Annotated in this window: 26 protein-coding genes, 1 tRNA gene and 1 other RNA gene; 14 read left to right on the forward strand and 14 right to left on the reverse strand. The window is 59.4% G+C overall.

What is annotated here, in order from left to right; translation table 11 throughout:
• Nucleotide 1: 1 nt before the first annotated feature.
• From tmk to LOC54_RS01390, 4 genes are read right to left on the reverse strand one after another with little or no spacing between them, the layout of a single operon-like run.
• The gene (gene tmk, locus LOC54_RS01375) at nucleotides 2-649 is read right to left on the reverse strand and encodes a dTMP kinase (RefSeq protein ID WP_279312028.1); all 648 of its coding nucleotides are present in this window, start codon (nucleotides 647-649) and stop codon (nucleotides 2-4) included.
• The gene (locus tag LOC54_RS01380; protein WP_408740267.1) at nucleotides 646-1,872 is read right to left on the reverse strand and encodes a D-alanyl-D-alanine carboxypeptidase family protein; all 1,227 of its coding nucleotides are present in this window, start codon (nucleotides 1,870-1,872) and stop codon (nucleotides 646-648) included. The genes tmk and LOC54_RS01380 overlap by 4 nt, the downstream gene beginning before the upstream one ends.
• 8 nt (nucleotides 1,873-1,880) lie before the next feature.
• Entirely contained in the window at nucleotides 1,881-2,747 is an 867-nt protein-coding gene (locus tag LOC54_RS01385; protein ID WP_279312029.1) for an RlpA-like double-psi beta-barrel domain-containing protein, read from the reverse strand.
• Nucleotides 2,744-3,742, reverse strand: a complete 999-nt coding sequence (locus LOC54_RS01390) for a lytic transglycosylase domain-containing protein (RefSeq protein WP_408740271.1) — start codon at nucleotides 3,740-3,742, stop codon at nucleotides 2,744-2,746. Before LOC54_RS01390 ends, LOC54_RS01385 begins: the two co-directional genes overlap by 4 nt.
• A gap of 128 nt (nucleotides 3,743-3,870) precedes the next feature.
• Here LOC54_RS01390 and LOC54_RS01395 point away from each other — a divergent pair, with 128 nt between their 5' ends.
• Together LOC54_RS01395 and LOC54_RS01400 are read left to right on the forward strand one after the other, a co-directional pair.
• A complete protein-coding gene (locus LOC54_RS01395) occupies nucleotides 3,871-4,512 on the forward strand; it encodes a DedA family protein (protein WP_279312030.1) in 642 nt (213 codons plus the stop codon).
• A complete protein-coding gene (locus tag LOC54_RS01400) occupies nucleotides 4,509-5,600 on the forward strand; it encodes a D-alanine--D-alanine ligase (RefSeq protein ID WP_279312031.1) in 1,092 nt (363 codons plus the stop codon). Before LOC54_RS01395 ends, LOC54_RS01400 begins: the two co-directional genes overlap by 4 nt.
• A gap of 8 nt (nucleotides 5,601-5,608) precedes the next feature.
• On the opposite strand, the gene LOC54_RS01405 is transcribed toward LOC54_RS01400, so the two are convergent.
• Complete coding sequence (locus tag LOC54_RS01405) at nucleotides 5,609-6,070, reverse strand: MlaD family protein (protein ID WP_279312032.1); 462 nt, start codon at nucleotides 6,068-6,070, stop codon at nucleotides 5,609-5,611.
• A 181-nt stretch (nucleotides 6,071-6,251) separates the two neighbouring features.
• On the opposite strand from LOC54_RS01405, the gene LOC54_RS01410 reads away from it, so the two are divergent.
• The 7 genes from LOC54_RS01410 to glyS all read left to right on the forward strand — a co-directional run bounded on the left by LOC54_RS01410 (nucleotide 6,252) and on the right by glyS (nucleotide 13,922).
• Nucleotides 6,252-7,109, forward strand: coding sequence for an undecaprenyl-diphosphate phosphatase (locus LOC54_RS01410; RefSeq protein ID WP_279312033.1), 858 nt, complete (start codon nucleotides 6,252-6,254; stop codon nucleotides 7,107-7,109).
• A 51-nt stretch (nucleotides 7,110-7,160) separates the two neighbouring features.
• Complete coding sequence (locus LOC54_RS01415) at nucleotides 7,161-8,702, forward strand: amino acid permease (RefSeq protein WP_279312034.1); 1,542 nt, start codon at nucleotides 7,161-7,163, stop codon at nucleotides 8,700-8,702.
• A gap of 70 nt (nucleotides 8,703-8,772) precedes the next feature.
• Nucleotides 8,773-8,847, forward strand: a tRNA-Met gene (locus LOC54_RS01420).
• Nucleotides 8,848-8,962: 115 nt separating this feature from the next.
• Entirely contained in the window at nucleotides 8,963-9,829 is an 867-nt protein-coding gene (locus LOC54_RS01425; protein ID WP_279312035.1) for a glycosyltransferase family 2 protein, read from the forward strand.
• A gap of 133 nt (nucleotides 9,830-9,962) precedes the next feature.
• Nucleotides 9,963-10,838, forward strand: coding sequence for a bestrophin family protein (locus tag LOC54_RS01430; protein WP_279312036.1), 876 nt, complete (start codon nucleotides 9,963-9,965; stop codon nucleotides 10,836-10,838).
• Between the two features lie 110 nt (nucleotides 10,839-10,948).
• Nucleotides 10,949-11,854: a glycine--tRNA ligase subunit alpha gene (locus LOC54_RS01435; RefSeq protein ID WP_408740268.1), complete on the forward strand. Its 906-nt coding sequence runs from the start codon at nucleotides 10,949-10,951 to the stop codon at nucleotides 11,852-11,854.
• Nucleotides 11,855-11,858: 4 nt separating this feature from the next.
• Nucleotides 11,859-13,922, forward strand: coding sequence for a glycine--tRNA ligase subunit beta (gene glyS, locus LOC54_RS01440; protein WP_279312038.1), 2,064 nt, complete (start codon nucleotides 11,859-11,861; stop codon nucleotides 13,920-13,922).
• A gap of 3 nt (nucleotides 13,923-13,925) precedes the next feature.
• On the opposite strand, the gene LOC54_RS01445 is transcribed toward glyS, so the two are convergent.
• The 5 genes from LOC54_RS01445 to LOC54_RS01465 all read right to left on the reverse strand — a co-directional run bounded on the left by LOC54_RS01445 (nucleotide 13,926) and on the right by LOC54_RS01465 (nucleotide 16,234).
• Nucleotides 13,926-14,741, reverse strand: a complete 816-nt coding sequence (locus LOC54_RS01445) for a TIGR00282 family metallophosphoesterase (protein ID WP_279312039.1) — start codon at nucleotides 14,739-14,741, stop codon at nucleotides 13,926-13,928.
• Between the two features lie 115 nt (nucleotides 14,742-14,856).
• The gene (locus LOC54_RS01450) at nucleotides 14,857-15,417 is read right to left on the reverse strand and encodes a 5-formyltetrahydrofolate cyclo-ligase (protein WP_279312040.1); all 561 of its coding nucleotides are present in this window, start codon (nucleotides 15,415-15,417) and stop codon (nucleotides 14,857-14,859) included.
• A gap of 8 nt (nucleotides 15,418-15,425) precedes the next feature.
• A non-coding RNA gene (gene ssrS, locus LOC54_RS01455) (6S RNA) lies at nucleotides 15,426-15,582 on the reverse strand.
• 9 nt (nucleotides 15,583-15,591) lie between these two features.
• Nucleotides 15,592-15,930 carry a cell division protein ZapA gene (locus tag LOC54_RS01460; protein ID WP_279312041.1) on the reverse strand — a complete coding sequence of 113 codons (339 nt, stop codon included), beginning with the start codon at nucleotides 15,928-15,930 and terminating at the stop codon, nucleotides 15,592-15,594.
• Between the two features lie 4 nt (nucleotides 15,931-15,934).
• Entirely contained in the window at nucleotides 15,935-16,234 is a 300-nt protein-coding gene (locus LOC54_RS01465; RefSeq protein ID WP_279312042.1) for a hypothetical protein, read from the reverse strand.
• A gap of 197 nt (nucleotides 16,235-16,431) precedes the next feature.
• Here LOC54_RS01465 and LOC54_RS01470 point away from each other — a divergent pair, with 197 nt between their 5' ends.
• Genes LOC54_RS01470 through LOC54_RS01480 form a run of 3 tightly spaced genes read left to right on the forward strand, consistent with a single transcriptional unit; the run spans nucleotide 16,432 to nucleotide 18,329 of the window.
• Entirely contained in the window at nucleotides 16,432-16,752 is a 321-nt protein-coding gene (locus LOC54_RS01470) for a hypothetical protein (protein WP_279312043.1), read from the forward strand.
• Nucleotides 16,753-16,807: 55 nt separating this feature from the next.
• Complete coding sequence (locus LOC54_RS01475) at nucleotides 16,808-17,722, forward strand: class I fructose-bisphosphate aldolase (RefSeq protein WP_279312044.1); 915 nt, start codon at nucleotides 16,808-16,810, stop codon at nucleotides 17,720-17,722.
• Nucleotides 17,723-17,735: 13 nt separating this feature from the next.
• Nucleotides 17,736-18,329 carry a thiamine phosphate synthase gene (locus tag LOC54_RS01480; RefSeq protein ID WP_279312045.1) on the forward strand — a complete coding sequence of 198 codons (594 nt, stop codon included), beginning with the start codon at nucleotides 17,736-17,738 and terminating at the stop codon, nucleotides 18,327-18,329.
• Nucleotides 18,330-18,333: 4 nt separating this feature from the next.
• Here the strand turns inward: LOC54_RS01480 and LOC54_RS01485 are convergent, their stop codons facing one another.
• On the reverse strand, nucleotides 18,334-19,779 hold the full coding sequence (locus tag LOC54_RS01485; protein WP_279312046.1) for an FAD-binding protein: 1,446 nt from the start codon (nucleotides 19,777-19,779) through the stop codon (nucleotides 18,334-18,336).
• Between the two features lie 85 nt (nucleotides 19,780-19,864).
• The gene (locus tag LOC54_RS12320) at nucleotides 19,865-20,227 is read right to left on the reverse strand and encodes an NrtR DNA-binding winged helix domain-containing protein (protein WP_408740272.1); all 363 of its coding nucleotides are present in this window, start codon (nucleotides 20,225-20,227) and stop codon (nucleotides 19,865-19,867) included.
• Nucleotides 20,228-21,044: 817 nt separating this feature from the next.
• On the opposite strand from LOC54_RS12320, the gene LOC54_RS01490 reads away from it, so the two are divergent.
• Both LOC54_RS01490 and LOC54_RS01495 read left to right on the forward strand, forming a co-directional pair.
• Entirely contained in the window at nucleotides 21,045-21,734 is a 690-nt protein-coding gene (locus LOC54_RS01490; RefSeq protein WP_279312047.1) for a carbonic anhydrase, read from the forward strand.
• Nucleotides 21,735-21,744: 10 nt separating this feature from the next.
• Nucleotides 21,745-22,608: an endonuclease/exonuclease/phosphatase family protein gene (locus LOC54_RS01495; RefSeq protein ID WP_279312048.1), complete on the forward strand. Its 864-nt coding sequence runs from the start codon at nucleotides 21,745-21,747 to the stop codon at nucleotides 22,606-22,608.
• On the opposite strand, the gene LOC54_RS01500 is transcribed toward LOC54_RS01495, so the two are convergent.
• Nucleotides 22,605-23,051, reverse strand: coding sequence for a hypothetical protein (locus tag LOC54_RS01500; RefSeq protein WP_279312049.1), 447 nt, complete (start codon nucleotides 23,049-23,051; stop codon nucleotides 22,605-22,607). The genes LOC54_RS01495 and LOC54_RS01500 overlap by 4 nt on opposite strands.
• A 44-nt stretch (nucleotides 23,052-23,095) precedes the next feature.
• Nucleotides 23,096-23,845 (reverse strand): YebC/PmpR family DNA-binding transcriptional regulator, encoded by a 750-nt coding sequence (locus LOC54_RS01505; protein WP_279312050.1) that lies wholly within the window; start codon nucleotides 23,843-23,845, stop codon nucleotides 23,096-23,098.
• Nucleotides 23,846-23,871 lie beyond the last annotated feature (26 nt).

Consider the following 23,871-nt stretch of genomic DNA (forward strand, 5'->3'; position numbering starts at 1 on the left):
TTCAGGCCGCTTTCTTCAGCCGTGCATTCACGACTGCTGTCGCGGCTTTTGTGACGGCGGGGATATCGCGGTCGTCAGTGCAGATTTCGTGGAAGCGGTCCGGGTCTGAGGCGGCGATGGTTCTGAACCCGTCGCGCACGCGCTGGTGGAACATGTGATCTGCCTGTTCGTAGCGATCTGCCCGGGCGGCGCGGGCGGTAAGCCGCTCCTGCGTGATGGCCGGGTCTGCCGTAAAAAGCAGCGTGAGATCCGGACGGATGGCGACGAGTTCCGTCAGTCTTGCGATCAGCCCGACAAGCTCCGGATTCCCGGCGGCGCGTCCGTAGCCCTGATAGGCCATTGTGGAATCCGAAAAGCGGTCACACAGGACGATTTTTCCGGCTTCCAGAGCGGGCCTGATCACGCGGTCCACGTGATCCGTGCGTGCGGCGAAATGCGCCATGACTTCCGCGCGGACAGAGAGTTCCGCCTCCCCGAAGAGCAGGAGCTGACGGAGGGCTTCAGCCCCGGGGGAGCCGCCGGGCTCCCGGGTTGTGACGACCTCGTGTCCCTGGTCACGCAGGGCATCCGCGATCAGCGGGAGCTGAGTTGATTTCCCTACCCCCTCCCCGCCTTCGAGCGTGACGAACAGACCGTGACGGCGGGTCAATGTCCGCCGAGGCCCAGTCTGCGTCCGATTCGCCCGCCGAAGCCGAGTTTCGGCACGGCATTTCCGGCCACGAGCGGCACGGGGATATTCTGCCCGCCGTCGAGAGCGATCGTGATCTGTCCCACGGCCTGGCCTGCGGCGACGGGTGCGGGCACGGGCTGGTTATAATCGACGCTGAAATGGACTTTTGACTGCCAGCCGCGGGGCAGCGTGAGGGTCAGGTCCTGTGCGGGGGTTCCGGGGACGGTCCGGGCGGTGCCGTTCCATACCGGAACCTGTTCCAGCACCTGGCCTTTTTTCAGAAGCGGTACGCTTTCGAAGTTTGCGAAGGCCCAGGCCATCAGGCGTTCACCCTCATGGGCGCGTTCGTTTGATGACGCCATGCCGTTGATGGCCATGACGACCCGGCGACCGTTACGCAGGGAGGAGGCGCACAGGCCATACCCGCCTGCATCGGTGTGTCCGGTCTTGAGGCCGTCCGCGAGCCCCTTGTCCACGAGCACGTTGCGGTTGCCCTGGGAAATCTTGTTGTATTTGAACTCTGTTTCCGAAAAATAGTGGTAGTATTCAGGGAAATCACGGATCAGATGAACGGCGATCGTCGCCGTATCCCGGGCTGACATGTAGTGATTGTCCGAGGGCCAGCCGGTTGAGTTCATATAGTGCGTGTTTGCCATGCCCAGCTTGCCGGCGGTGTCGTTCATCAGATTGACGAACTGCTCCTCCGATCCGGCAATGCCTTCTGCCAGAACGATACAGGCATCGTTTCCGGACTGGATCAGCATGCCCTGGATCAGTTCCTCTACGGACACCATTCCGCCAAGCGGCACGAACATTTTCGAGCCCTGCATCTGCCAGGCGCGCTCGCTGACCGGGAAGCTCTGGTCTAGGCGGATGCGACCGGCGCGCAGCATCGCGAAGACGACGTAGGCCGTCATCATCTTCGTCAGGGAAGACGGCGGCATATGATCGTCTGCCGCTTTTTCCAGCAGCACGGTTCCGCTGGTGAAATCGACGATGAAGGCCCAGCGGGCGACGGTATCCACCGGCCCGAGGGGAGATGTGGCCGGGGTTCCGGCGACGGGTGCCGCGTCATTCCCTGCGGCGGCCGGTTTCTTACCGGCGCGGGCGGGAGCGTGGCGGTGATGCGGAGCGGCCAGCAGCTCCTGCGCGGTGACTACGGAAAAAGCGCTTCCGGCAAGGAAAAGGCGACGGGTCTGCACGGCATATCCTATCTGACGACGATCCGCGCTCCGGTTACCCCTTCCCTCAGGGCAAGGTCCAGAGCGGCATCTGCTTCTGCAATACTATTAAAAGGTCCGGTCTGTGCAATCCAGCGACCTGTACCCTGTGTTCCGGCTTCCGTTACGGTGCCTCCGGCCTGCCGGGCCATCATGTCGGCGTACTGGCGGCCTGTGAAGCGTCCGAGCTCGATCCAGAGCAGTCCGCCGGTTGCGTATCCCTGCGACCATGTTGCCGGGAGATCCGGCAGGGTTGCGGGGGATTCGGGTGCGGCGTGCGTGACCGTTGCCGTCAGCGTGGCGGACGGTGCGTCGAGCGAGACGGCCTGCACCGCCTCGACCGGAGCCGCGGTCAGGGGGAGAAGAGGTCCGCCGGGCAGCGTTTCCGCAAGGGTTCGCGAGACCTGGACGTCTTCCGTTATTTCCACCCGTGCGGGGGCCGCTCCCATTCCGAGGAGCGAGGCCACGCGCGGCGTGACGGACAGGATGCGTCCGCGCTGATCGGGGCCGCGGTCATTCAGGCGGATTCTCACCACTCTGCCGTTATCGAGATTGCGGACCTGGACAATGGCGGGCAGCTGCAGCCAGGGATGGGCTCCGGTCATGCTGTCTGCGTTATAGGGTTCGCCGTCGACCGTGCGGCGTGCGCCGCTACGACCGGAATCCGTGACGGCGATTCCCGTGCCCTGCCAGGCAAAATCCTCGTGCGGGTAGGTCCAGACGCCGCCTGCCTGCCATGCTGCTCCGACGACGTAATGCGGTGTGGCGTCAGGAAGCTGTTCTGCACGGTGGTGGCAGGCCGTCATTGCCAGCAGACCTGCGAGGCCTGCGTATCTCGCACGGATGCGCGGGATCATGTTGTCATGTTGCCCATCAGGCCGACGCCGAGTGCATAATAATCCGACGGGTTGTACCGGCGGATCACGTTGAAGTTGTGATAGACCATGAAGGCTTCCCCGCCCTCTCCGTCCGGGCGCACGATGGCGCCGCTGACATCGCCTCTGGAGAACCTGCTGCCGTCCTCCCGCCGCACTCCGGCCTGCATCCAGGCGTCGAGCGTGCGGGTATTCTGCCGTCCGATCTGGCTCTGTGTGAGCGAGTCCGGCATCTGCACCGGCTGCCCCCAGGGTTCGCCGCTGCGCCATCCGCATTTTGCGAGGTAGTTGGCAATGGAGGCCAGGATATCGGGGATGCTGGTCCAGATATTGCGCGGGCCTCCTGCGGGGAAGCTCTGGGCGTAGGTGAGATAGGCGGAGGGCATGAACTGCGGCTGGCCCATTGCACCGGCGTAGCTTCCTTTCATGGCTTCCGGTGTGATGTCTCCGTCCCCGAGAATTTTCAGGGCTTTCATCAGTTCGCTGCGGAAGAAGGAGGCGCGGCGGCCTTCATAGGCGAGTGTGGCGAGGGCATCGATGATGTGGAAGTTGCCGGTGATACGGCCGTAATATGATTCGAGGCCCCATATTCCCGAGAGCGGCGGCATATCCACGCTGTAATGGGCGGAAACCTCTTCGAAGGTTTTCCGGTTCTGTGCGACGGCTGCCTTGCCGGCTGCGACTTTCTCCTGTGTCAGCACCTTTTCCCGGTACTGAGCCCATGTCAGGGTGAATTCCGGCTGGTGCCGGTCCAGCTTTATGACTTTCGGGTTCGGCACCCGTGTCAGCGCCAGTGCGCGGCTGATGATGTCGGACGGGATTCCCTTTGCCTCCGCGTCGCGGCGGACACCGTCCAGGAATGTTGCGTAGCTTCCGGCGGCAAGGGATTTTCCGGCGGGTATCGTGACTGCGGCCGCGAGAGGCGGCAGCGCGCGCAGGAGACCGCGGCGGGACAGCCCCGACCGCACTGGAATTATCGTCACGATCGCATCCTTACCTGTATCGCGGCGGTATTTGCTGACCTGCCGGGCTGTGGGTGCCTTTTATGGCGCAGCCGGTATGCGGCAGCAAGAGAGCCGGAAAATATGTCACGGGATATGCTTCTGTGCAGAAATTCTGTCATAATGGTGGCTCTGCGGTCATTTCCGCGGAAGAGGCCGGAGGCGTGACGATTCATCTTTCCTTTACAGATGTGGAGAAGCTGCCGACTCTGTGGCAGGTGCCGGTCATCATCGCAGCCACCTATCTTCTGGAGGACGGGGCGACTGTCGCGACAGCCCTGGCGGTTGCGGACGGTCATGCGGACTGGATGATCAGCCTTGCGGCGCTTTGGTTCGGGATCATTTCCGGCGATGCCGGGCTTTATGGTCTTGGCATGCTTGCGACGCGGTTTGTATTTTTCCGGCGCTGGCTGCCTGATGAGGAGGACACTCCGGGCTGGGAGGGATGGAAACTGTTCCGGGTGGTGTTTATCAGCCGTTTCATTCCCGGATCGCGGCTTCCGCTTTATACGACATGCGGATATTTCGGCGCGAATTTTGGTATTTTCATCACTGCCGTTATTATCGCCACCCTGATATGGACGACCGTTCTGTTCGAGGTCTCGCTGCGGGCCGGTCATTATCTTGAGTCCTGGCTTGGCACTTGGCGCTGGGTCGGGGTGGCAGGTATGATTATCGCAACCATCCTGATCGGACATATTGTTGCCCGGCAGAGAAAGAAATCCGGCCGGGCGGGTAAGACATGATACGGGATTCAGCTGTTACGGACGGTAATGCTGCTGACGGCACGTCCAGGACTGTCTCATTTTTCGAATTCTGGCCGGGATGGGCGTTCTATACGCCGATCGTGGTCTGGTGGATTCTTCTCGGATTCCGTTTCCGGGATATGAGTCTGCCGACGATTGCCAATCCCCATATTCCGACCGGCGGGCTTTGCGGGGAAAGCAAGAGCGACATTCTTGCTCAGGCCGGCCAGGTTGCGCGCCAGTGGATCGCGCCCTGGACTGTGATGCGTACCGGCCGGCAGGACGGAACTCGTGCGCGGGCTGCGATGGCAGAGGCCGGACTGTCCTTTCCTGTCGTGGTCAAGCCCGATATCGGCTGCAACGGCACCGGTGTGCGTCTGGTTCAGGCTGATGGCGGGCTGGATGAGGTGCTGGCTTCATTCCCCCGTGACGTGGATCTCGTGCTGCAGCGGCTGATTCCCTACGAACATGAGGCCGGTGTTTTCTATATCCGGCATCCCCAGAAGCCGCGCGGAGAGATTTCGTCCCTGACGATCAAGCTGATCCCCTCCCTGACCGGGGATGGCCGCTCTTCCGTGCGGGAACTGCTGCATGCCGATCCCCGAACGGGGCTTCTGACCCGTCTGTATGAGCCGCGGCTCGGGGACCGGCTGGAGACCGTTCCGGCAAAGGGAGAGGTCGTTCCTCTGGTGTTCACCGGAAATCACTGCAAGGGAGCAGTGTTCGTGAATGGTGAGGCCGATATTACGCCGGAGCTGGCGGCACGTATCGACAGCATCATGCAGGATTTTCCCGAGTTCTATTTTGGCAGAATCGATCTGAAATTCCGCTCGCCGGAGACGCTGCGTCGCGGGGAGGAGTTTGAGATTATCGAGATCAACGGAGTCGGTGCTGAGGCGACCCATATCTGGGATGCACGCACGACGCTGCGTGAGGCCTGGATCACGCAGTTCCGGCATTATTACGAGGCGTTTGTCATCGGGGCCGAGAACCGGCGGCGGGGCTGGAAGCCGACCGGTGTGTGGCATGGCGTGAAGCTGTGGCAGAACCAGAAGCGGCTGATGCGGTCCTATCCCCTGAACGACTGAACCTTCGTTCAGTTTGTTCCGAGACCGCCTGATCCGAAGATGTAGTTGCCGATCTGCTGCTCGAGGCTGACCGGTTCCTGGGTGTTTGTCATCTCTGCCCCTGAGGAGACGGTTTTTTCAGAATGGCCGGGCTGAATCATCAGTGCGTTCTCGCCTGATAATGTGGCGCTTCCTATGGTGAGCAGGCTGTCTTCAGGAAGCTTCAGCCGGGAATCGATATCGAAGGCGACATAGGCAAAACCTGTTGCCGGATCAAGCCGGATGGTCGAGACGCGGCCCACCTTCACACCTGCAATATCCACGTCGGCCCCGCTGTTCAGGCCGTTGGCAGACAGAAAGCGGGCGGACAGGCGCGTGTGATCCGCGCCTGGCGTGATCTGCGTGCTCCGGGCATAGAGGCCGAAGGCGACGGCGCAGGCCAGCACGAACGAGCTGCATATGATTGCGCCGTAGTCCCTTTTCCGGATCATGCGGTTCAGTCGCCTTCCTTTGAAATATGGTTCAAGCCTAGCACATCAGAGGTTCTGAGGGGAACAGAGATGGTTTCGTGCAGATGCCGGGTTTCGCCCGTGCGCCTGACAGGCTAGTCTGGGCTTTTATTTTTACGCTTGCGTCGGATGCCCGACGTTTAATCGGGATGTGCATTTTTCCATGACACTGATGCAGGTCATTCTTATCGCCATCTTGCAGGGCATGACCGAGCTGTTTCCTGTAAGCAGTCTTGGTCACGGCGTTGTTCTCCCTGCCCTTCTGCACTGGTCTTTCAGCACTAGGGACGAGATGTTCCTGCCGCTTCTGGTGATGCTGCATCTTGGCACCTCGATCGCGCTTCTGGCATTTTTCTGGAAGGACTGGCTGGCGATTTTTCGCGGGGTTCTCGGGATCGATACGGGGCAGCGGCGGGTTGAGAGCTTCCGTATTCTGTTTCTTCTGATCATTGCGACCATTCCTGCGGTGATCATCGGCGGGGTGTTCGAGCATCTTCTGAAGCAGCTTTTCGGCGCGCCTCAGGCGGCAGCGGCATTTCTTGTCGTCAACGGGCTGATGCTGATCGGTGTCGAGCGTCTGCGGGAACGGAACAGGCGGCGGTTTGCCGATACACACAGGCCGGTGGCCTCTCTGACGGCGCGGGATGCGGTTGTGATCGGTCTTTGCCAGTGTCTGGCGTTTTTTCCGGGAATTTCGCGTTCAGGCGCCACGATTGCGGGCGGGCTTCTGCGGGGCCTGCCGCATGACGTTGCGGCGCGTTTCTCGTTTCTGATGGCGGAGCCTGTCATCATCGCGGCCACGGTCCGCGAGGCTCTGAAGCTGCGGCATACGCCGCCTGAGCCGGGCGTAATGCATATGGCGATGATCGGGGCCGTTGTGGCCGGTATTACCGGTCTTGTCAGCACCTTCGTCCTGATGCGCTGGTTCAGGGAACATGACAGCTGGGCGCTTACACCGTTCGGATTTTATTGCATTCTGTTCGGCGGCGGTTCTCTGATGTTGCTCCACCTGGCGGGCTGACCTATCGTTTTTTTCTCGTAACAGCTTACAGCATGGAAGCCTGTCGTCTTCATGAGCGTTCCGGTATCGAAATATAACTCCTCCCTGCGTAAATCGATCGAACAGATCGAGCGGGAAAACGAAGGCTCCGGCCTCAGGAGGACGCTCGGGCCTGTCCAGCTCACGATGCTTGGAGTGGGATCGACCGTAGGTGCGGGCATCTATGTCATGACCGGTGCGGCAGCGGCGAATTATGCCGGGCCGTCGATTCTTCTGTCTTTTCTCATCGCGGGTCTGGCCTGTCTGTTTACGGCTCTGTCCTATGGTGAGCTGTCTTCCTCCATGCCGGTTTCGGGTTCCGCCTACAGCTATGCCTATGTTTCCCTGGGGGAGCGCTGGGCCTGGTGGACGGGCTGGCTGCTGCTTTTGGAATACGGAATATCCTGCGCGGGCGTGGCCTCGGGGTTTTCCGGATATGCTGTCAGTCTTCTGAAGGATTTCGGGATCGGGATTCCGGCGGCTCTGTCCCATACGACGATTCATTCCACCTTCACCTCCTCTGGCATGGAGGCTGATTTCGGCTGGCGGCTGGATGTGGTCGGGGCGTTTTCGATTCTGTTCGTGACGTTTTTTCTCGTGCGGGGTGTTCAGGAATCAGCGCGGGTCAATACGGCTGTTGTGATCCTCAAGGTCGGTGTTCTGCTGGTTTTTGTCCTGCTGGGTCTGAAGGCCATTCATCCGGCCTATTTCCATCCGTTCATTCCGCCTTCAGAGGGGGCTTTCCGTTACGGTCTGAGCGGAATTTTCCGTGCGGCTTCTCTGGTGTTCTTTGCCTATGTGGGGTTTGAGGCGGTTTCGACGGCGTCTTCCGAGGCGCGCAACCCGCGGCGCGACGTGCCTCTGGGAATTATCCTTTCCCTGCTGGTCTGTACGGCCATCTATATGTGTGTGGCTGCCGTTCTTATCGGCGTGGTGCCGTGGCGGAATCTGGATGTTGCCGATCCTCTGGCTCTTGCCGTGGACGCGATCGGGCAGCCCTGGCTGACGCTGATCGTCAAGCTTGGTGCCGTGATCGGGCTGTGTTCGGTTCTGTTCGGACTGCTTTATGCCCAGAGCCGGATTTTCTTCACGATGGGCCGTGATGGTCTGATCCCGTCGGTCTTCTGCACCCTGCATCCCCGGCACCAGACGCCCTGGCTTGGCGCGATTCTGCTTGGCGGTCTGGTTGCGACGGCGACCGCGCTTCTCCCGATTGATATCATCGGGGATCTTGTCAGCATCGGTACGGCTTCTGCCTTTGCCGTCGTGTGTTTTACGGTGATCTGGGACCGCAATACGCGTCCTGATGCGCCGCGCCGGTTTCTGGTGCCACTGGGCGGGCTGCGTATCGGCCGGGTCTGGATCGGAATCGTTCCGGTTCTGGGGATCCTGTTCTGTGTGATCATGGCCGCGCCACTTGTGATTGACGTGATCCGGGATTTCCTGACCGGCAATTACACGCCGATGGTTCTGCTTGTGGTTTATTTCGTTACCGGAGCACTGCTTTACCGGCAGTATGGCCGTCATCATTCCGCCCTCGCCTCCTCCTTCAGAAAGGATATCCGGCAGGGCTGAGGCGTGATTTTCTTCGTAACGTGCTTGACTTGACGGCGTACGGAGGATAACTCAGCGCCACCCGACCGATGGCGGCGTAGCTCAGCGGTAGAGCAGGGGAATCATAATCCCTTGGTCGGCGGTTCAAATCCGTCCGCCGCTACCATCCGGTCGGGTTTTCCCGAAAATCCTTACTCCTGCAGGTCTCGACAGACCCGAGCTGTCGTTGTAACCGCCGTTTCAGGATTTCCTCGTGTCTTTTCGGGGTCAGGAGCATCCGGATGAAAAAACCCCTCGCTGTTGTCACGATGGTTTATAACGAGCCGGAGTTTCTGCCTGTGTGGCGCCGTCATTACGGACGCCAGGCGGGTGAGGCTCAGTGCTATGTGGTTGACCACGGCTCGACGGATGGCAGCACCTGGCTGCTGGGGGGAATGAACCGTGTTCGGATTCCGCGCTCACCCCAGGATGACACTCGCCGCACTGATTTTCTGTCTGAATTCTGCGGCTCCCTGCTGCAGTGGTATGACGCAGTGATCTATGTTGACGTTGATGAGCTTCTCGTCGCTGATCCCCTGCGTTTTCCTGATCTGATCAGCTATGCCCGCGCGATGGAACCGGGGAGTGTCAGCACGGCTGCCGGTTTTGACGTGATCCACAATCCGGATTCAGAGCTGCCGATTGACTGGGGGCGGCCTGTCAGTCTTCAGAGGCGGTTTCTGCGGTTCACCAGTTCGATGTGCAAGCCGGTTCTGATCCGGCGGCCCGTCCGGTGGGCACCGGGATTTCACTGCATCGATGCCGTGCCGTCGTTTGATGATCTTCGTCTGTTTCATCTGCGTTATGCTGATCTGGACAGCGGGCTGGAGCGGCTGGCGCGCACACGTGTGCAGCCATGGGCCTATCAGGAGGCCGGGCAGCATCAGCGGATGCCGGACCGGGACTGGGAGGGGATGCTGCGTTCAATGAGCGGGCTTCCCGTTCAGGAGGGCGGTTCTCTTGAGGCGCGCGATCCGCTTCTGAGGGAGTGGACTGATAAAGTCATCGCGAGTTCGCTGTTACGGGCCGGAGAGCTTTACCGGTTTGATCTGCATATTTCCGGTGATCATCTCTGGCCTTTACCGGAGCGCTTCGTCGGGAGTTTCTGAGAATTCATCTCTCTGAAATATAACGAAATACTCAGAGAAACTTTCCTGTATCCGTGCTGTTGCGATCTTCTCAGGGTTCGCGCTATCCCGACCTGACGCTGACTGAAATCCACGGACCGGAGACCGGACCAGTATGATCGTCGATAAAAAAGCCGGCCTCAGAATTATTATGGGGGAAAGCGCCCCGATCCTTCTGCTGCTGTTTGCCTGGGATCTTCTTGTCGTCATCCTGTATCAGGTGTTTCACCAGGAGTGGATGGAGCAGCCTGCCCTGCCTGTTTCCATTATCGGCTCTGCCGTGGCGCTCATGATGGGCGTGCGGAATAACTCCGCATATGGCCGATGGTGGGAGGCCCGTACGCTGTGGGGCGCTGTTGTGAACAACACCCGCTCTTTCGGCCGTCAGGCAGGAACGCTTCTGTGGGATCGTCCTGATCTTGCACGTGCGATGGCGGCGTATCCGCATGCGCTGCGTACGGCTCTGGGGAAGGTGGATGGTTCGGCGGACGTCAATCGCCTTCTGCCGCCCGAAATGAACGAGCGGATCAGCAGCTGGGTCAACCGGCCGAACGGTATTCTGTATCAGATCGGCCTTGGCGTCTCTGCTGAGGTTGCGAAGAAGAACATTGACGGTGCCGTACACGGGCAGATCGACCGGATTCTTTCCGATCTTGCCAATGCGCAGGGCGGGCTGGAGCGTATCTGCAAGACGCCTCTTCCGGTTCAGTATTCCGTGATCCCGCGTTTTCTGGCCAATATGTTCTGCATCATTCTTCCGCTTTCGATGGTTCAGACGCTGGGCTGGATCACGCCGCTCGGCTCGTCCATGGTCGGTCTGCTTTTTATCGTTCTTGATAAGACCGGTGCTGATCTTGAAAACCCGTTTGACAACACCGCGCATGCCCTTCCGATGAAGGCGATGGCGACGACGATTGAGACCGATCTTCTGCAGCCGATTGCGGATGTTCCCCCTGCCCCGGTTGCTCCGGCCAACGGCATTCTTCCCTGAGTTCGGGCCTGAATTCGGGTTTTACGTGACAGCGCGGGCATTCCCGTCCGCGCTGTCTCCCTGTATAGGGAGAGCGTCTTTTCCGCCCGCATCGTGAGGGCGGTTTTAATATGTACGGAGCCTGTCTGACGATGAAGCCGGTGTCTGATCGCTCTCCTGACCGGAAACTCTCCTTTCAGGATCTGATCCTGACCCTTCACCGTTTCTGGTCAGAACAGGGCTGCGCCATCCTTCAGCCTTATGACATTGAGGTCGGTGCGGGCACGCTGTCCCCGCATACGTCGCTGCGGGCTCTGGGTGATACGCCCTGGAAGGCGGCCTATGTCCAGCCGTGCCGCCGTCCCTCTGACGGGCGTTATGGCGAAAATCCCAATCGTCTTCAGCATTATTACCAGTATCAGGTTCTGCTCAAGCCGACGCCTGAGGAAAGTCAGGCGCTGCTTCTGGAGTCCTATCGCGCTATCGGGATTGATCCGGAACTGCACGATATCCGCTTTGTGGAAGATGACTGGGAGAACCCGACGATCGGTGCCTGGGGGCTGGGCTGGGAGGTCTGGTGTGACGGTATGGAAGTCACGCAGTTCACCTATTTCCAGCAGGTTGGCGGGATTCCCGTATCGGTTCCGTCCACCGAGCTGACCTATGGTCTTGAGCGTCTTGCGATGTATGTGCAGGGCGTCGAGAATGTCTATGATCTCGACTTTAACGGGACCGGCCTGACCTATGGTGATGTTTTCCATCGGGCCGAGCGGGATTATTCGCGGCATAATTTCGCGCTTGCCGATACGGACATGCTGTTCCGGCATTTTGCCGACTGCGAGAAGGAATCCCTGCGGCTTGCGGAGGCCGGTGTGGCCCAGCCTGCTTATGATCAGTGTCTGAAGGCCAGTCATCTGTTCAATCTTCTCGATGCGCGCGGCGTGATCAGCGTGAGTGAGCGGGCGTCCTATATCGGCCGTGTCCGGACGCTGGCGAAGGCGTGCTGCGAGACCTGGCTTGCCGGTGAGGAGGGCTGATCCGATGGCTGAATTTTTTCTTGAGCTTTTTTCCGAGGAAATTCCTGCCGGGATGCAGGCCGGTGCCGGAGAGACGCTGCTTCGCCTTCTGGACAAGGCTCTGGCTCCGCTCAGCCCGTCTGATGCGCGCGCATTTACTGGGCCGCGGCGTATTGCAGCCAGCCTGAAAGTGGATGAGCAGGTTGCGGCCAGTGTCGTATCCGAGCGCGGACCGCGTGAGAGCGCGCCTGAGCAGGCTCTGGCCGGTTTTCTGCGCAAACATGGCGCGACGAAGGACATGCTGGTCCTGGAGAACGGGTTCTGGGTTCTGAACCGTGAGATCCCTGCCCTTTCGGCTCCGGAGCATATAGCAGCCGTTCTGCCGGGTCTGATCCGCAGTTTTCCCTGGCCGAAATCGATGCGCTGGGGCCGTGGCAGTGCGATGACCTGGGTGCGCCCTCTGCGCCGGATCGTCTGTCTGCTGGACGGCAGGGTCGTTCCGTTCACTCTGGCGGAGGGTGAGGATAATGGTCACGATCTGCAAAGCGGTCATCTGACTGAAGGGCACCGCTTCCAGGGGGCTGCGGAGGCGATTTCCGTATCCGGCACGCAGGACTGGATCGAAGCCCTGAGGAAGGCCCGTGTTCTGGGTGATGCCTCTGAGCGTCGCGGGATCATTGAGGCCGGGCTGGAGCGTCTTGCCTCTGCGGAGGGGCTGAGCATCGTTCCGGATGCCGGTCTTGCCGATGAGGTTTCGGGTCTGACGGAATGGCCTGTGCCGTTCCTGGGCAGGATCGATGACAGCTTTATGGATCTGCCAGCCGAGGTGATGCAGGTTTCCATGCGGATCAACCAGCGTTACTTCGCCCTGCGGAAAAGCGACGGGTCTGCTGCTCCGCGGTTTGGCTTTATTGCGAATATCGAGCCTGCAGACGGTGGTGCACTGGTGATTGCGGGGAACGAGCGCGTGCTGCGCGCGCGTTTTTCGGATGCCCGGCATTTCTGGGATCTGGATCGCAGGCAGCCTCTTTCTTCCCGTGTTGCCGCGCTGGATAACGTGACGTTCCATGCGGCTCTTGGCAGCCAGGGCGAGCGTGTCCGCCGTATCGTGCGTCTTGCCGGGATTCTGGCGCCGCAGGTCAGGGCTTCTGCCGGGGATGCAGAGCGGGCTGCCCTGCTGAGCAAGGCTGATCTTTCGACCGGTATGGTCGGGGAGTTTCCCGAGCTTCAGGGTGTTATGGGCGGATATTATGCGCGCCATGACGGTGAGAGCGATGCGGTTGCCGCGGCTGTCGGAGAACATTATCTGCCGCGCGGACCGGCGGACCGGGTGCCTTCCGCGCCGGTGTCTGTTGCGCTTGGCCTTGCGGACAGGATCGATACGCTGGTTGCGTTCTTTGCGGCCGGAGAGAAGCCGGGCGGCTCGGGAGACCCCTATGCACTGCGGCGGGCGGCTTTGGGCGTGATCCGTCTTATTCGTGAGAATAGCCTGAGGCTGGATATGGTGAAGCTGTTCGTTCAGGCTTCGGAAGCTCTGCCGGAAAATCTGCGCGATGCGGCGGATATCGATCTGCTGCCCGGCTTCATTGCCGAGCGTCTGCGCGTGCAGCTTCGTGGCGAGGGCGCGCGGTATGACGTGCTTGCCGCGATCTCATCAGGAAACAGCGACACGGATATCACGCGTCTTCTTGCCCGCACGCAGGCTCTGACGGATATGCTGGCCACGCCGGATGGCAGCAGCCTGCTGGCTGCCACGCGCCGTGCGTCCAATATCCTGCGGATCGAAGACAAAAAGGATGGTCCGCATGAGGGCACACCGGACGAGTCCCTCTACAGGCAGGATGAGGAACGGGCTCTGGCGCATATGCTGGGCAGCACAGCCGGAGCGGTTGAGGTGGCTATTGCGGAGGAACGTTTTTCCGATGCGATGAGGGAGGCTGCGGCTCTTCGTCCGCTTCTGGATGCGTTTTTTGAGCGTGTTACGGTCAATGATGCTGATGATGCGGTCCGCCGCAATCGTCTGAACCTGCTGTTTCAGTTCGTCCGGATGACGCGGCTGATTGCGGATTTCTCCCAGATCGAGGGATAGACCTCAGAAATCCGGCATTGTCTGGGAAAGAAGCCCGCCCAGCCGCAGGGGGGCGACTTTCCGGGCAAGGCCGGTGCTGTCATCTGTCTCGACCATCAGGCCGGAGACGGTTGCCTCTCCCTCTGCGGGCTGCAGTCTCTCTCCGGGCATTTTCCGGACGAAGCGGGAGATCGCTGCCGGTTTCTGCATGCCGATAATGCTGTCGTAATCTCCGCACATTCCGGCGTCGGTCTGATAGGCCGTTCCTCCGGGCAGGATACGGTGATCGGCTGTCGGGGTGTGGGTGTGAGTGCCGACCACGAGCGACACGGTTCCGTCCAGGACGCTGGCAAGCGAGCTTTTCTCGCTGGTGGCTTCGGCATGAACATCGATGATGGCGGCCTGAATCGTCACGCCCAGGCGATGGCGGGATATGAGTTCCTGCGTCAGGCGGAACGGATCATCCATCGGGTCCATGAACACGCGGCCCATAACATTGGCCACCAGAACCTTCCGCCCGTCCGCCAGGCTGACGATCACGCTGCCCTGGCCCGGAGTTCCAGGCGGGAAATTCAGCGGGCGGATCACACGTTCAAGTCCTCCGATCTCTCCGATCAGGTCCCGACGGTCCCAGGCATGATTGCCGAGCGTGATGACGTCCGTCCCTGCTGCCATAAGATCCCGTGCGATCCCCGGAGACAGGCCGAAGCCGTGGCTTGCATTTTCCGCGTTGACCACCACGAAATCGAGCCTGAGTTTTTCACGCAGTTCAGGAAGGCGGGTCGTGACGGCATCACGGCCGCTTCGACCGACGATATCTCCGAGAAACAGCAGCCTCACTCCGGTCTCCTTTTCCGGACAGCCGGGAGGCCGTCACCGTGTTTCAGGCGAATGGCGCCCTGTTACTGCGTATGGTTTTACGTTCAGACCGGCAAGAATGAAACACCGGCCGCGTTCATGCTCCCGAAGTATGCAGCGCTCCCCGCTCCGTAATGATGAGCGGGAGCGGAATATCCCAGGGTTCGACCGGGAGGGCCTTCGCTTCCTGGAAGGAGAAGGCAAATCCCACGAGAATGGCGTTCGGAAAGGCCGTCAGAGTGCGATCGTAATACCCGCCGCCATATCCGAGTCTGTGCCCCTTTCTGTCGAAGGCCAGCATTGGCACCAGGATTAAATCCGGAGACATCACCGGGCCATCCGGATGGAATGTTCCGAAACGACCTTCGATCATCCTGGCCTGTGGCGCCCAGAGCCGGAACTCAAGCGCTTCGCCGCGAGGAGGCGTTTCGGGCAGCAGGACGTTCCGGCCTGCCTCATGAAGACTGCGGTTCAGGGCACGGAGATCAGGCTCTCCCGGAAGCGGCCAGAGGGAGGCGATGGTCTGCGCGCCTGATCGGAGGATATGGGAGAGAAGTGCCTCTTCAAGCCCGGCAAGGGCTGCCGGATCCGATCCGGCTAATCTTTTTTCCCGCCAGCAGCGACGAAGCGTGGATTTTTCCGCGCGTATGTCTGTCATGGGAAAGAGACGGAGCCACCCTGACCGTTGGTCTTTACAACCTCCAGGACCTGCGAGTGCAGGTGGGCGCCAGGTAACATGACCAGGATCACATCAGAGCCAGCTCCCGAGGAAGTGCTTATCGGCCCAGGGGATGAATTCGCCTGACGAGCCGGGCAGCCCCGCATGACTAATCTAGTAGCGCTCAAGGGCGTCTGCAATGGTTTCGGCACGATCAGCGAGAATTTCCAGCTGTTCTTTCCACAGGGCGTTCTCCCTGATGGCCCTCTCTCCCGATGCCAGCGCTTCCGTTGTGGTGACGGAGAACATATCCGCCTGCATGTCGGAAATCTCGTCCGCCATCAGCAGGGCGGCCAGGACCAGAACGCGGGCTTCTCCGCTGAAGCCAAGGGCGCGGACTTTGGTGACGCGCTTTTCGACCTCGTGCGCCATAGACTGGAGGTGACGTTCCTCTCCGGCCTCACAGCCGATCGTGTAGACATAGCCGTTGATACGGACAGACACCTGCGCCACGTTCTTATCCTTCATCCTGGGACCGCGCGCGTGCGACGATGTCTCCGATTCTGGCGATCAGGGTATCGAGCTGTGCCGCGATTTCCTGCAGATCCGGACCCGGAGCCGACGGAGCTTCTGCCTGCGGGGCAGCGGGCTCAGCAGGAACCTGAGTTTCCTGCCATTTCCGTTCAAGCGCAAATGCAATACGGTCGAGCGCGGATGACAGCCTTCCCACGGCGTCCGGCCAGTTGTCCGGCAATACTCCGGCGTCCGTATCCGGCACCGGAGACCCCGCTACGGTTTCGTGCTCTTTATCCGACACTCTCTGCCCGCTTCCGATCCTGTTATCTTCCGTTTCAGGAATCCCTTCTGCCGCTCTTAACGTCAAGCCTGACTTCACGGACTGCCATGTCTATTTTCAACGGATTCTCTGAAGAAAGTGTTCCTCTTTATGTGGAATGCCGGTCTGTGGCCGAAATCCTTGCTGCCGGTCTTTTTTCGCACCGGCATAACATTGGTGTGACAATTCTTTCTCCTGAAGCTGCAGCTTCCTTTATCGGCGTGGCGGCCTGGCGGGCGCTTGTTTCCCGTGCGGGTGCCGGTGTCGGGGAAGATATTCTGGATTGCGGGGATTCAGCGGGTTATACGCTTGAGGCTCTTCATGCCGGGCAGCAGAGGCTGATTTTTTCAGGCAACCCGGAACAGAGGCGCTCCCTGTTCTGCATTGCGGAGCGGGCAGGAGCACGGATTCTGCCCGGCAGACCTGATGCAATGCGCTTTTCTTTGCTGTCTTCTGAACCGCTCATGCTTGTTCGCACCCTCGAAGAACGGTATCTGTGACGGATTGCCTGAGTTGTCCGGACCTGTCCGGATGTCATGCCGAAGGATCACAGTCATGTCTCTTACGCCCCGGGTCAAAGAAATCCTCTCCTATTACGAGAGCGACAATCCCGGCACGAAAGCCAATCTCGTCCGCTTCCTGAATGCCGGCAAGCTGGGCGGCACGGGTAAGCTGGTCATCCTGCCGGTGGATCAGGGCTTTGAGCATGGCCCGGCCCGCTCTTTTGCGGCCAACCCTGCCGGTTACGATCCGCACTACCACTTTGAGCTTGCGATTGAGGCCGGTCTGAGCGGGTATGCCGCGCCTCTCGGGATGCTGGAAGCCGGTGCCGGTACGTTTGCCGGTCAGATTCCGCTGATTCTCAAATGTAACAGCTCCAACAGCCTTGCAACCGAGAAGGACCAGGCTGTTACGGGAACGGTGGCGGATGCGCTTCGCCTGGGCTGCTCGGGTATCGGCTTTACGATCTATCCCGGCGCTGAATACTGCTTTGATCAGATGGAAGAGCTGCGTCAGCTGGCTGAGGAAGCCAAGGCGGCTGGTCTGGTCGTGATCCTGTGGAGCTATCCGCGTGGTCCGCTTCTGGATAAGGCCGGCGAGACGGCGATCGATATCTGCGCCTATGCCGCGCATATGGCTGCTCTGACGGGCGCCCATATCATCAAGGTGAAGCCGCCGACCGAGGTTCTGTCCCTTCCGGCCGCAAAGAAGGTCTATGAGGAGCAGAAGATCGACGTCTCCACGCTTCCTGCCCGGATTCGTCACGTTGTTCAGTCCTGCTTCAACGGCCGCCGGATCGTGATTTTCTCCGGCGGAGAGACGACGGGAACCGACGGTCTGCTGGGTATGATCCGCGGCATCAACGAGGGTGGCGGCTTCGGCTCCATCATCGGCCGTAATGTCTTCCAGCGTCCGAAGGCCGAGGCTCTGCAGCTGCTTGAGGAAATCACCACGATTTTCAAAGGCTGAGCCTGATTTTCTGATGAACGATACTGCGTCTGGCACAGCCGATCCCTGCGAACTTTATCTCGTCACGCCGGTTGTGTCCGATGTCAGGTCTTTCCTACCTGTTCTTGAGCGGACCCTTTCCCTGCTTCGTCCGTCGGCCTTACGGCTGAGACCTGAGGGGGATGAGGCCGCTCAGAGGGAGATTATCTCCCTGCTCTGTCCGAAGATTCAGGCTCATGATGTGGCCCTGATTCTTGAAGGGCCCCCTGCCCTCGCCCGCTCCTGCGGCTGTGATGGTGTGCATGTCCCTGCATCCGAGGTAGCTGCCGCCCGTCGTGCTGCCGGGGATAATCTGCAGCTTGGCGCTTTTTGTGCTGACGGGCGCGACGACGCCATGACCGCCGGAGAGGACGGAGCGGATTACATATCTTTCAGCGCGGATAAGGCCATGCTGGCCTGGTGGCGTTCTGTTGCCGAACTTCCGGGGGTTGCTGAACTCCCGGATTTCAATCCTGATGATTCTGCCGGTCTTCTGAAAGAGCTTCAGGCGTGTTCGGACTTCATTGCGGTCGGAGGAGAGGCCCTCTGGAGCAATCCGGAAAAATTCCTTCGTCTGTGGGGCGGCTGACAGTTCAGTGTCGGCTGTCTGAGTGATTTCTGATCCTGGCGATTTCCTTCAGGATGAACGGAAGCGCGAAATCGGAGTGCTTGGCCTCTTCCATGCCGGATGGAAAATCCATTCTGTAATGACAGCCTCGGCTTTCCTGCCGTCTTAATGCTCCGAGACAGCAGGTGGTGACGAGCAGCGCGGCGTCATCAAAGCTGACGAATTCCGCGAGCTTGCTGATCACCAGTTCCAGAACTTTTGCCGATCTCACGGGAGAAAGCGCCACGTATGAAAGGCGCTGCAGCAGACCGGCGAGACCGTGTGGCCTTACTCCCGCGGTATGGTTCTGGTTCATGAGCGGAAAACGGGCTGTCTCGCGAATGAGGACATTCTGTGCGACCCTTCGGCTGAACAGGAGCGCTTCCAGAAAAGCATTTCCGGGCAGATAATCCGCCCCGTGAAGGCCCGTGCTTGCAATCTCGCCGCAGGCCCATAGCCCTGGCACAGAGCTTCTGCCGTCTGTATCGACAAGAATACCTCCCGTATGAAACGCCGGGCTTGCGGTGACGGGAAGTTTTTCTACAGTCAGATCACGTCCCGCGCGACGACTGTTTTCCATAAATCTGATCCAGGTTGTATTCGTCAGATGACGCGGGTCCGCGGCTGCCTCGCTGAGATCGAGATAGACACGGTGACCGCTTTCGGTCTGACGCCAGACGGCGCGGGCCAGCGCCGGTCTGTCCCTGACCGGGAAGAACAGAGGATGATTTTTTTCGTCGGAAAAGAAGATGGTCTCTGCCGAAACGTTCTCAGGGACAAAAATCTGCTCCTGCCCCTCCGTGAACGTCAGGGGATGAAAGTGAATAAATTCCGGATCGCGTATGTGTGCACCGGCGCGTAAGGCCAGGGATATTCCGCATGTTTCCGGCTGACGGCCACGGATTACGGAGGTGACGCCGCCTGAGGCAAGGATCACGGCATCGGTGCTGATCTGTATGCTGCGCTCATCCGCACGGAGGGAGACACCAGTCACACGTCCCTCCGTCTTTGTTATTCCCGTAAGAACGGCGGGGGACAGGAGTGTGATATTTCTGTTCTGTCTGACTCTGTCGAGAAGGCTGGCACGCAAATCTTCTCCGTTTCCATTCTTTTCCCGCAGTTCGGCGGGAATAAAATCAGCCATATCTTTCTGAATGAGGCTGTTGCTGTCTGCAAAAAGCTGCACTGTCTCCGGCAGGCAGAGACCGTCTCCGCAGGCGAGCGTTCCTCCGGAGCGTGCGATAAATGTTTTTGATGTGATTTCCGGATCAGGAAGGGGTTCACGACGATACGGACAGCCTCTGTTCTCTCCCGATGAGACGACAATACATGGTGCATCCTGCATATGCAGGGCAATCAGAAGTCCGGCGATACTGCTTCCCGCGATAACCGGCTGTCCATGAAGTTTATCGATATTTTCCGGAGTGTTCACTGAACACGCTCCGGCATGGCAGAAACGGGTGCTGTCATTGTCATGTCTCCTGAGCGGAGAATGACGAAAATTTCTGACTAACCGGTTACCGGGCGGCTGGCTGCCAGTTCAGATGAACCGCGTCGCTGCTGAAGATCATGATGGCCGCTTGGGTGAAGCGGTATAATCTTGCCGGCCGGCCTGACGCACTGTCACTGAGGCTGCCTGTTTCCTCCAGAAAACTCAGGCGGACTGTATTCCGACGGAATGAGAGCCTGTCTTCATATTTTCCACGAATACCTTCTGTTGCGATCTGCAGTTCAGGCATGCTGAACTCTTCAGGCAGCAGGGATGGCGGTGCGGAGGCGACCGGGCTGTTCTTCCGTAGATAGGCCAGCGCCAGTATCGCGCATTCCAGAATATTTTCCGGAGGACACTCTGCTTTTTCTGAAAAAAACTCTTTTATAATATCCGTTTTTTAAAAATACGTATCTCTCCTTTATGAGCTCCGGATGCCAGAACTGTCCGTTCATCCCGAAAAGAACGTCTGCAAGCTGTCTTTGTGACGAGATCGCGCCGCCTGACCCGCTGAGCCGGACGGCAAGCAGTTCCTGTATTCTCGCGTGGATATCGCCACGGCTGTCTTCCCATGGTGCCAGAGAATAAAAGGAGATTTTTCGTCCCGTGTTCAGATCCGGCGGTATGCACGCAACGCAGATTATATCTCTGCGCCTCTGATACGGGTGATGATCCGGCGTCCCGGACGGGAACTGATGAGCCATGACGGATCCGCTGACCGTGCTGGCGGGCAGAATCTTTATGAGGGCAATTTTTAGAAGCGCCCTGATATCCGCAAGCTCTGAGGATGACGCATGTGTGACAGGGAGGTGTCCGTTCTTATCGGTCAGGAGCACGGGCATGCCGGCTTTCAGAGCAACAGGAACGACGATGACTGTCTGGCCGGCCGCGTCATTCATGCTGCCACAGATATGGCGGGATCATCCGAAGCGCGGAATCAGCGGATGATGTTATAACAAAGAATGTGACCTGATGCCGTTGCATCAAAATCATCAGGTCATCCCCTGTCCGCAACGAAACCGGACCGCAGCCGGATACTGACTGCTTTCCGGGACTGCTCAGCGTACCGGCACCTTCCCGGAAAATTCAGAAGCCGGCTGTCACTGTGACGTTTTATGTCGACAGGGAAACCTGTCTGCCTGCACCTGCTTTTTCCTCTGGTGCATTACTGCTAACGTTCTGCACAGGCGATTTCCCGCACGGAGTACATGATGACCAAAGCTGACGCCCGTTCAAGCCTTATCTCCCTGCTCCGCGGAGTTGAACATTTCAACTCTGAGGTCTTTCCTGAGAAGAAGGAACTTTTCAGCCGCCTGGCTGAGGGACAGTCTCCGCACACGTTGCTCATTGCCTGTGCGGACAGCCGTGTCACTCCTGATCTGATCACGCAGCAGGATCCTGGCAATCTTTTCATTGTGAGGAATGTCGGCAACATTGTTCCGGCCTATGGTGAGGCCCTGGGCGGCGTCTCCTCTGCGATCGAATACGGGGTCATGGCGCTCAAGGTCTCTCATATCATCATCTGCGGTCATTCCAACTGCGGAGCGATGACGGCCCTGTGCAGCCCGGACCCGTCCAAGCTGGATGCGATGCCGACGGTGCGGACATGGCTGAAAAATGCCGAGGCGGCACGGGCTGTTGCCGGTGCGCTCAACTCGGAGGATGGCGGACCTCCTTCGGTGCAGAGCATGTCCGAGCAGAACGTCCTGCTGCAGATTGCCCATCTGAGAACACATCCTTCCGTTGCTGCGGCACTTGCGCGCGAGGAACTGATCATCCAGGGCTGGTTCTATGATATCGGCACGGGTGAGGTTCTTGTTCTGGATGAGAAAACGCGGAAATCGATCTCCATTAATGAGGCGATCCGCCAGCTGGATGCAGGCGTGCCCACGACCTGATCTGATCAGTATGATACGCGGCGGCAGTCTTCTTATAACGCTGCTGTCCGCGTGCCTTCTGCCTCTTCCGGCGCTGTGCCGGGATATCAGGCTCAGCACCTGGAATATGGAGTGGGTGACCGGCCGCACTTCTGGTCTCCCTGAAAATGTCCGCCCGCGTACTGATGCGGATTTTATAGCGTTGGGGCTGTTTGCGGAGAAGCTGAAACCGGACGTGATCGGGTTTCAGGAGGTTGACGGTCCGGAGCTTGCTGCCCGGATTTTTTCTCTGTCACGTTATCGTGTGTTCATGACCGATGATGACATTGTCCAGCGTGTGGGCATTGCGGTGGAGCGAAGCCTGTCCGTGACGCGCAACCCGGATGTGACGGAACTGAACGTCTATCCTCCTTCAGCACCTCATGCCCTCCGCCGGGGACTGGATGTTACCGTCAGCAACGGTCGCAGTTCTCTGAGAGTTCTGGTCGTGCATCTCAAGACCGGCTGCTGGGAAAGATCTCCGGGGGAAAAGCGCTACTCCTGCCCGGTGCTGAGGCAGCAGTTCAGTGTGCTTCAGGACTGGGTGCTCCAGCGACAGGATGAGGGTGTTCCTTTTGCCATTATCGGAGATTTCAACCGGCGTCTTGCACCGCATGATCCGCTTTTCGAGCAGCTCGACCGCATTTCGCCTCTCACACTGACGACTGCGGGGCGGTCCAGTCCGTGTCATGGAGGCGAGTATTTTATCGACTCGATCCTTCTGGGGAATCAGGCACGTTCCTGGCTGATACCTGACAGCCTGCGCGTCAGGACCATGCGCGGGCTGTCTGCTGAGGAGACCGCACGGCTGTCAGATCACTGCCCGGTTTCCGTGCGGATGAGTCTGCCCGATTAAGGTGTAACGCTGATACGGTAATCTGCGGTGGCCATATTTCCGGACGGCGCGATCGCGGAAATGGCTGTGAAATCCTCGCCCGTATATCCCGGCTGCGGGATATACCGGACCAGGATACCCGGATGCTTGCGCACGTTGCAGGCATATCTGTTCGGATCGGACGACGGATAGGAGGGGTAATATTCCCCGCTCTCGATCTTCAGAGTTCCGTGCTGCGGCTGGCGGGTGATGGTGAAATGCGCTGTTCCGGCCGAGGAGCAGTCAGGATTAACCAGGACAGCGTTCGTCAGTACGACAGACCGCCCTCCGACAGACGCAAGGGCCCGAACAGTGCCGGTTGCTGACTCTGCCTGTGTTCCCGCGAGAAGCGTGAACGGTGTCGGCGGATTACATCCCGAAAGTCCGAGCATTATGACCGGCAGAAACGTCCTGACCGCGCGCATGGAACAGCCTCTTTCACAGGGCAGGAATACGGAACCTGCTTTCGTCAGGCCGAAAGCTTCTCCGCCACATCTTCCGGAAGGTCGAAATTGGCGTAGACATTCTGAACATCGTCATTTTCGTCAAGGACGTCCAGCAGTTTCAGCACGGAGCGGGCAGAGTCCTCGTCCAGGGAGACGCTGTTCTCCGGACGCCAGTCCAGCTTTGCGCTTTCCGGCTCTCCGAAGCGGCTTTCCAGCGCATCCCTGACGGCGAAGAAGGATTCCACCTGACACGTGATTTCGTGCATGTCGGCCGTGGATGCGACGTTCTCGGCTCCGGCTTCAATCGCGGCCTCAAGCATGTCGTCTTCCGATGCGGCTGCCGCAGCATATGTCACGACGCCAAGACGCTGGAACATGAAGGAGACCGAATTCGTTTCTCCCAGAGAGCCGCCGTATTTCGAGAAAGCCGCACGCACGTCGGAAGCCGTGCGATTGCGGTTGTCGGTCAGCGCCTCAACGATCACCGCCACGCCTGAAGGACCGTAGCCTTCATAGCGGACCTCCACGTAGTCCTCTCCGCCGCCGGCTCCGGTGGCTTTCTTGATAGCCCGCTCGACCGTATCCTTGGGCATATTGACTTCACGCGCAGCGGAAATCGCGGCGCGAAGACGCGGGTTGGAAGCGGGGTCCGGCATACCGGAACGGGCAGCCACCGTGATTTCCCGGATTACCTTGGCGAACTGTTTTGCACGGCGGGCGTCCTGTGCGCCCTTGCGGTGCATGATATTCTTGAATTGCGAATGACCAGCCATTTCGCCTCCGGTTACTTCTGTCTTCT

Source organism: Acetobacter sp. AN02 (assembly GCF_029759835.1).
Taxonomy (GTDB): Bacteria; Pseudomonadota; Alphaproteobacteria; order Acetobacterales; family Acetobacteraceae; genus Acetobacter.

What these genes read in the sequence shown, in the direction of transcription:
- glyS (WP_279312038.1), top strand. Translation starts at nt 11,859, where the DNA reads ATGGCTGAATTTTTTCTTGAGCTTTTTTCCGAGGAAATTCCTGCCGGG.
- LOC54_RS01450 (WP_279312040.1), bottom strand. Translation starts at nt 15,417, where the DNA reads ATGACAGACATACGCGCGGAAAAATCCACGCTTCGTCGCTGCTGGCGG.
- LOC54_RS01385 (WP_279312029.1), bottom strand. Translation starts at nt 2,747, where the DNA reads ATGATCCCGCGCATCCGTGCGAGATACGCAGGCCTCGCAGGTCTGCTG.
- LOC54_RS01490 (WP_279312047.1), top strand. Translation starts at nt 21,045, where the DNA reads ATGATGACCAAAGCTGACGCCCGTTCAAGCCTTATCTCCCTGCTCCGC.
- LOC54_RS01425 (WP_279312035.1), top strand. Translation starts at nt 8,963, where the DNA reads ATGAAAAAACCCCTCGCTGTTGTCACGATGGTTTATAACGAGCCGGAG.
- LOC54_RS01430 (WP_279312036.1), top strand. Translation starts at nt 9,963, where the DNA reads ATGATCGTCGATAAAAAAGCCGGCCTCAGAATTATTATGGGGGAAAGC.
- LOC54_RS01415 (WP_279312034.1), top strand. Translation starts at nt 7,161, where the DNA reads ATGAGCGTTCCGGTATCGAAATATAACTCCTCCCTGCGTAAATCGATC.
- LOC54_RS01405 (WP_279312032.1), bottom strand. Translation starts at nt 6,070, where the DNA reads ATGATCCGGAAAAGGGACTACGGCGCAATCATATGCAGCTCGTTCGTG.
- LOC54_RS01435 (WP_408740268.1), top strand. Translation starts at nt 10,949, where the DNA reads ATGTACGGAGCCTGTCTGACGATGAAGCCGGTGTCTGATCGCTCTCCT.
- LOC54_RS01410 (WP_279312033.1), top strand. Translation starts at nt 6,252, where the DNA reads ATGACACTGATGCAGGTCATTCTTATCGCCATCTTGCAGGGCATGACC.
- LOC54_RS01495 (WP_279312048.1), top strand. Translation starts at nt 21,745, where the DNA reads ATGATACGCGGCGGCAGTCTTCTTATAACGCTGCTGTCCGCGTGCCTT.
- LOC54_RS01500 (WP_279312049.1), bottom strand. Translation starts at nt 23,051, where the DNA reads ATGCGCGCGGTCAGGACGTTTCTGCCGGTCATAATGCTCGGACTTTCG.
- LOC54_RS01400 (WP_279312031.1), top strand. Translation starts at nt 4,509, where the DNA reads ATGATACGGGATTCAGCTGTTACGGACGGTAATGCTGCTGACGGCACG.
- LOC54_RS01475 (WP_279312044.1), top strand. Translation starts at nt 16,808, where the DNA reads ATGTCTCTTACGCCCCGGGTCAAAGAAATCCTCTCCTATTACGAGAGC.
- LOC54_RS01505 (WP_279312050.1), bottom strand. Translation starts at nt 23,845, where the DNA reads ATGGCTGGTCATTCGCAATTCAAGAATATCATGCACCGCAAGGGCGCA.
- LOC54_RS01480 (WP_279312045.1), top strand. Translation starts at nt 17,736, where the DNA reads ATGAACGATACTGCGTCTGGCACAGCCGATCCCTGCGAACTTTATCTC.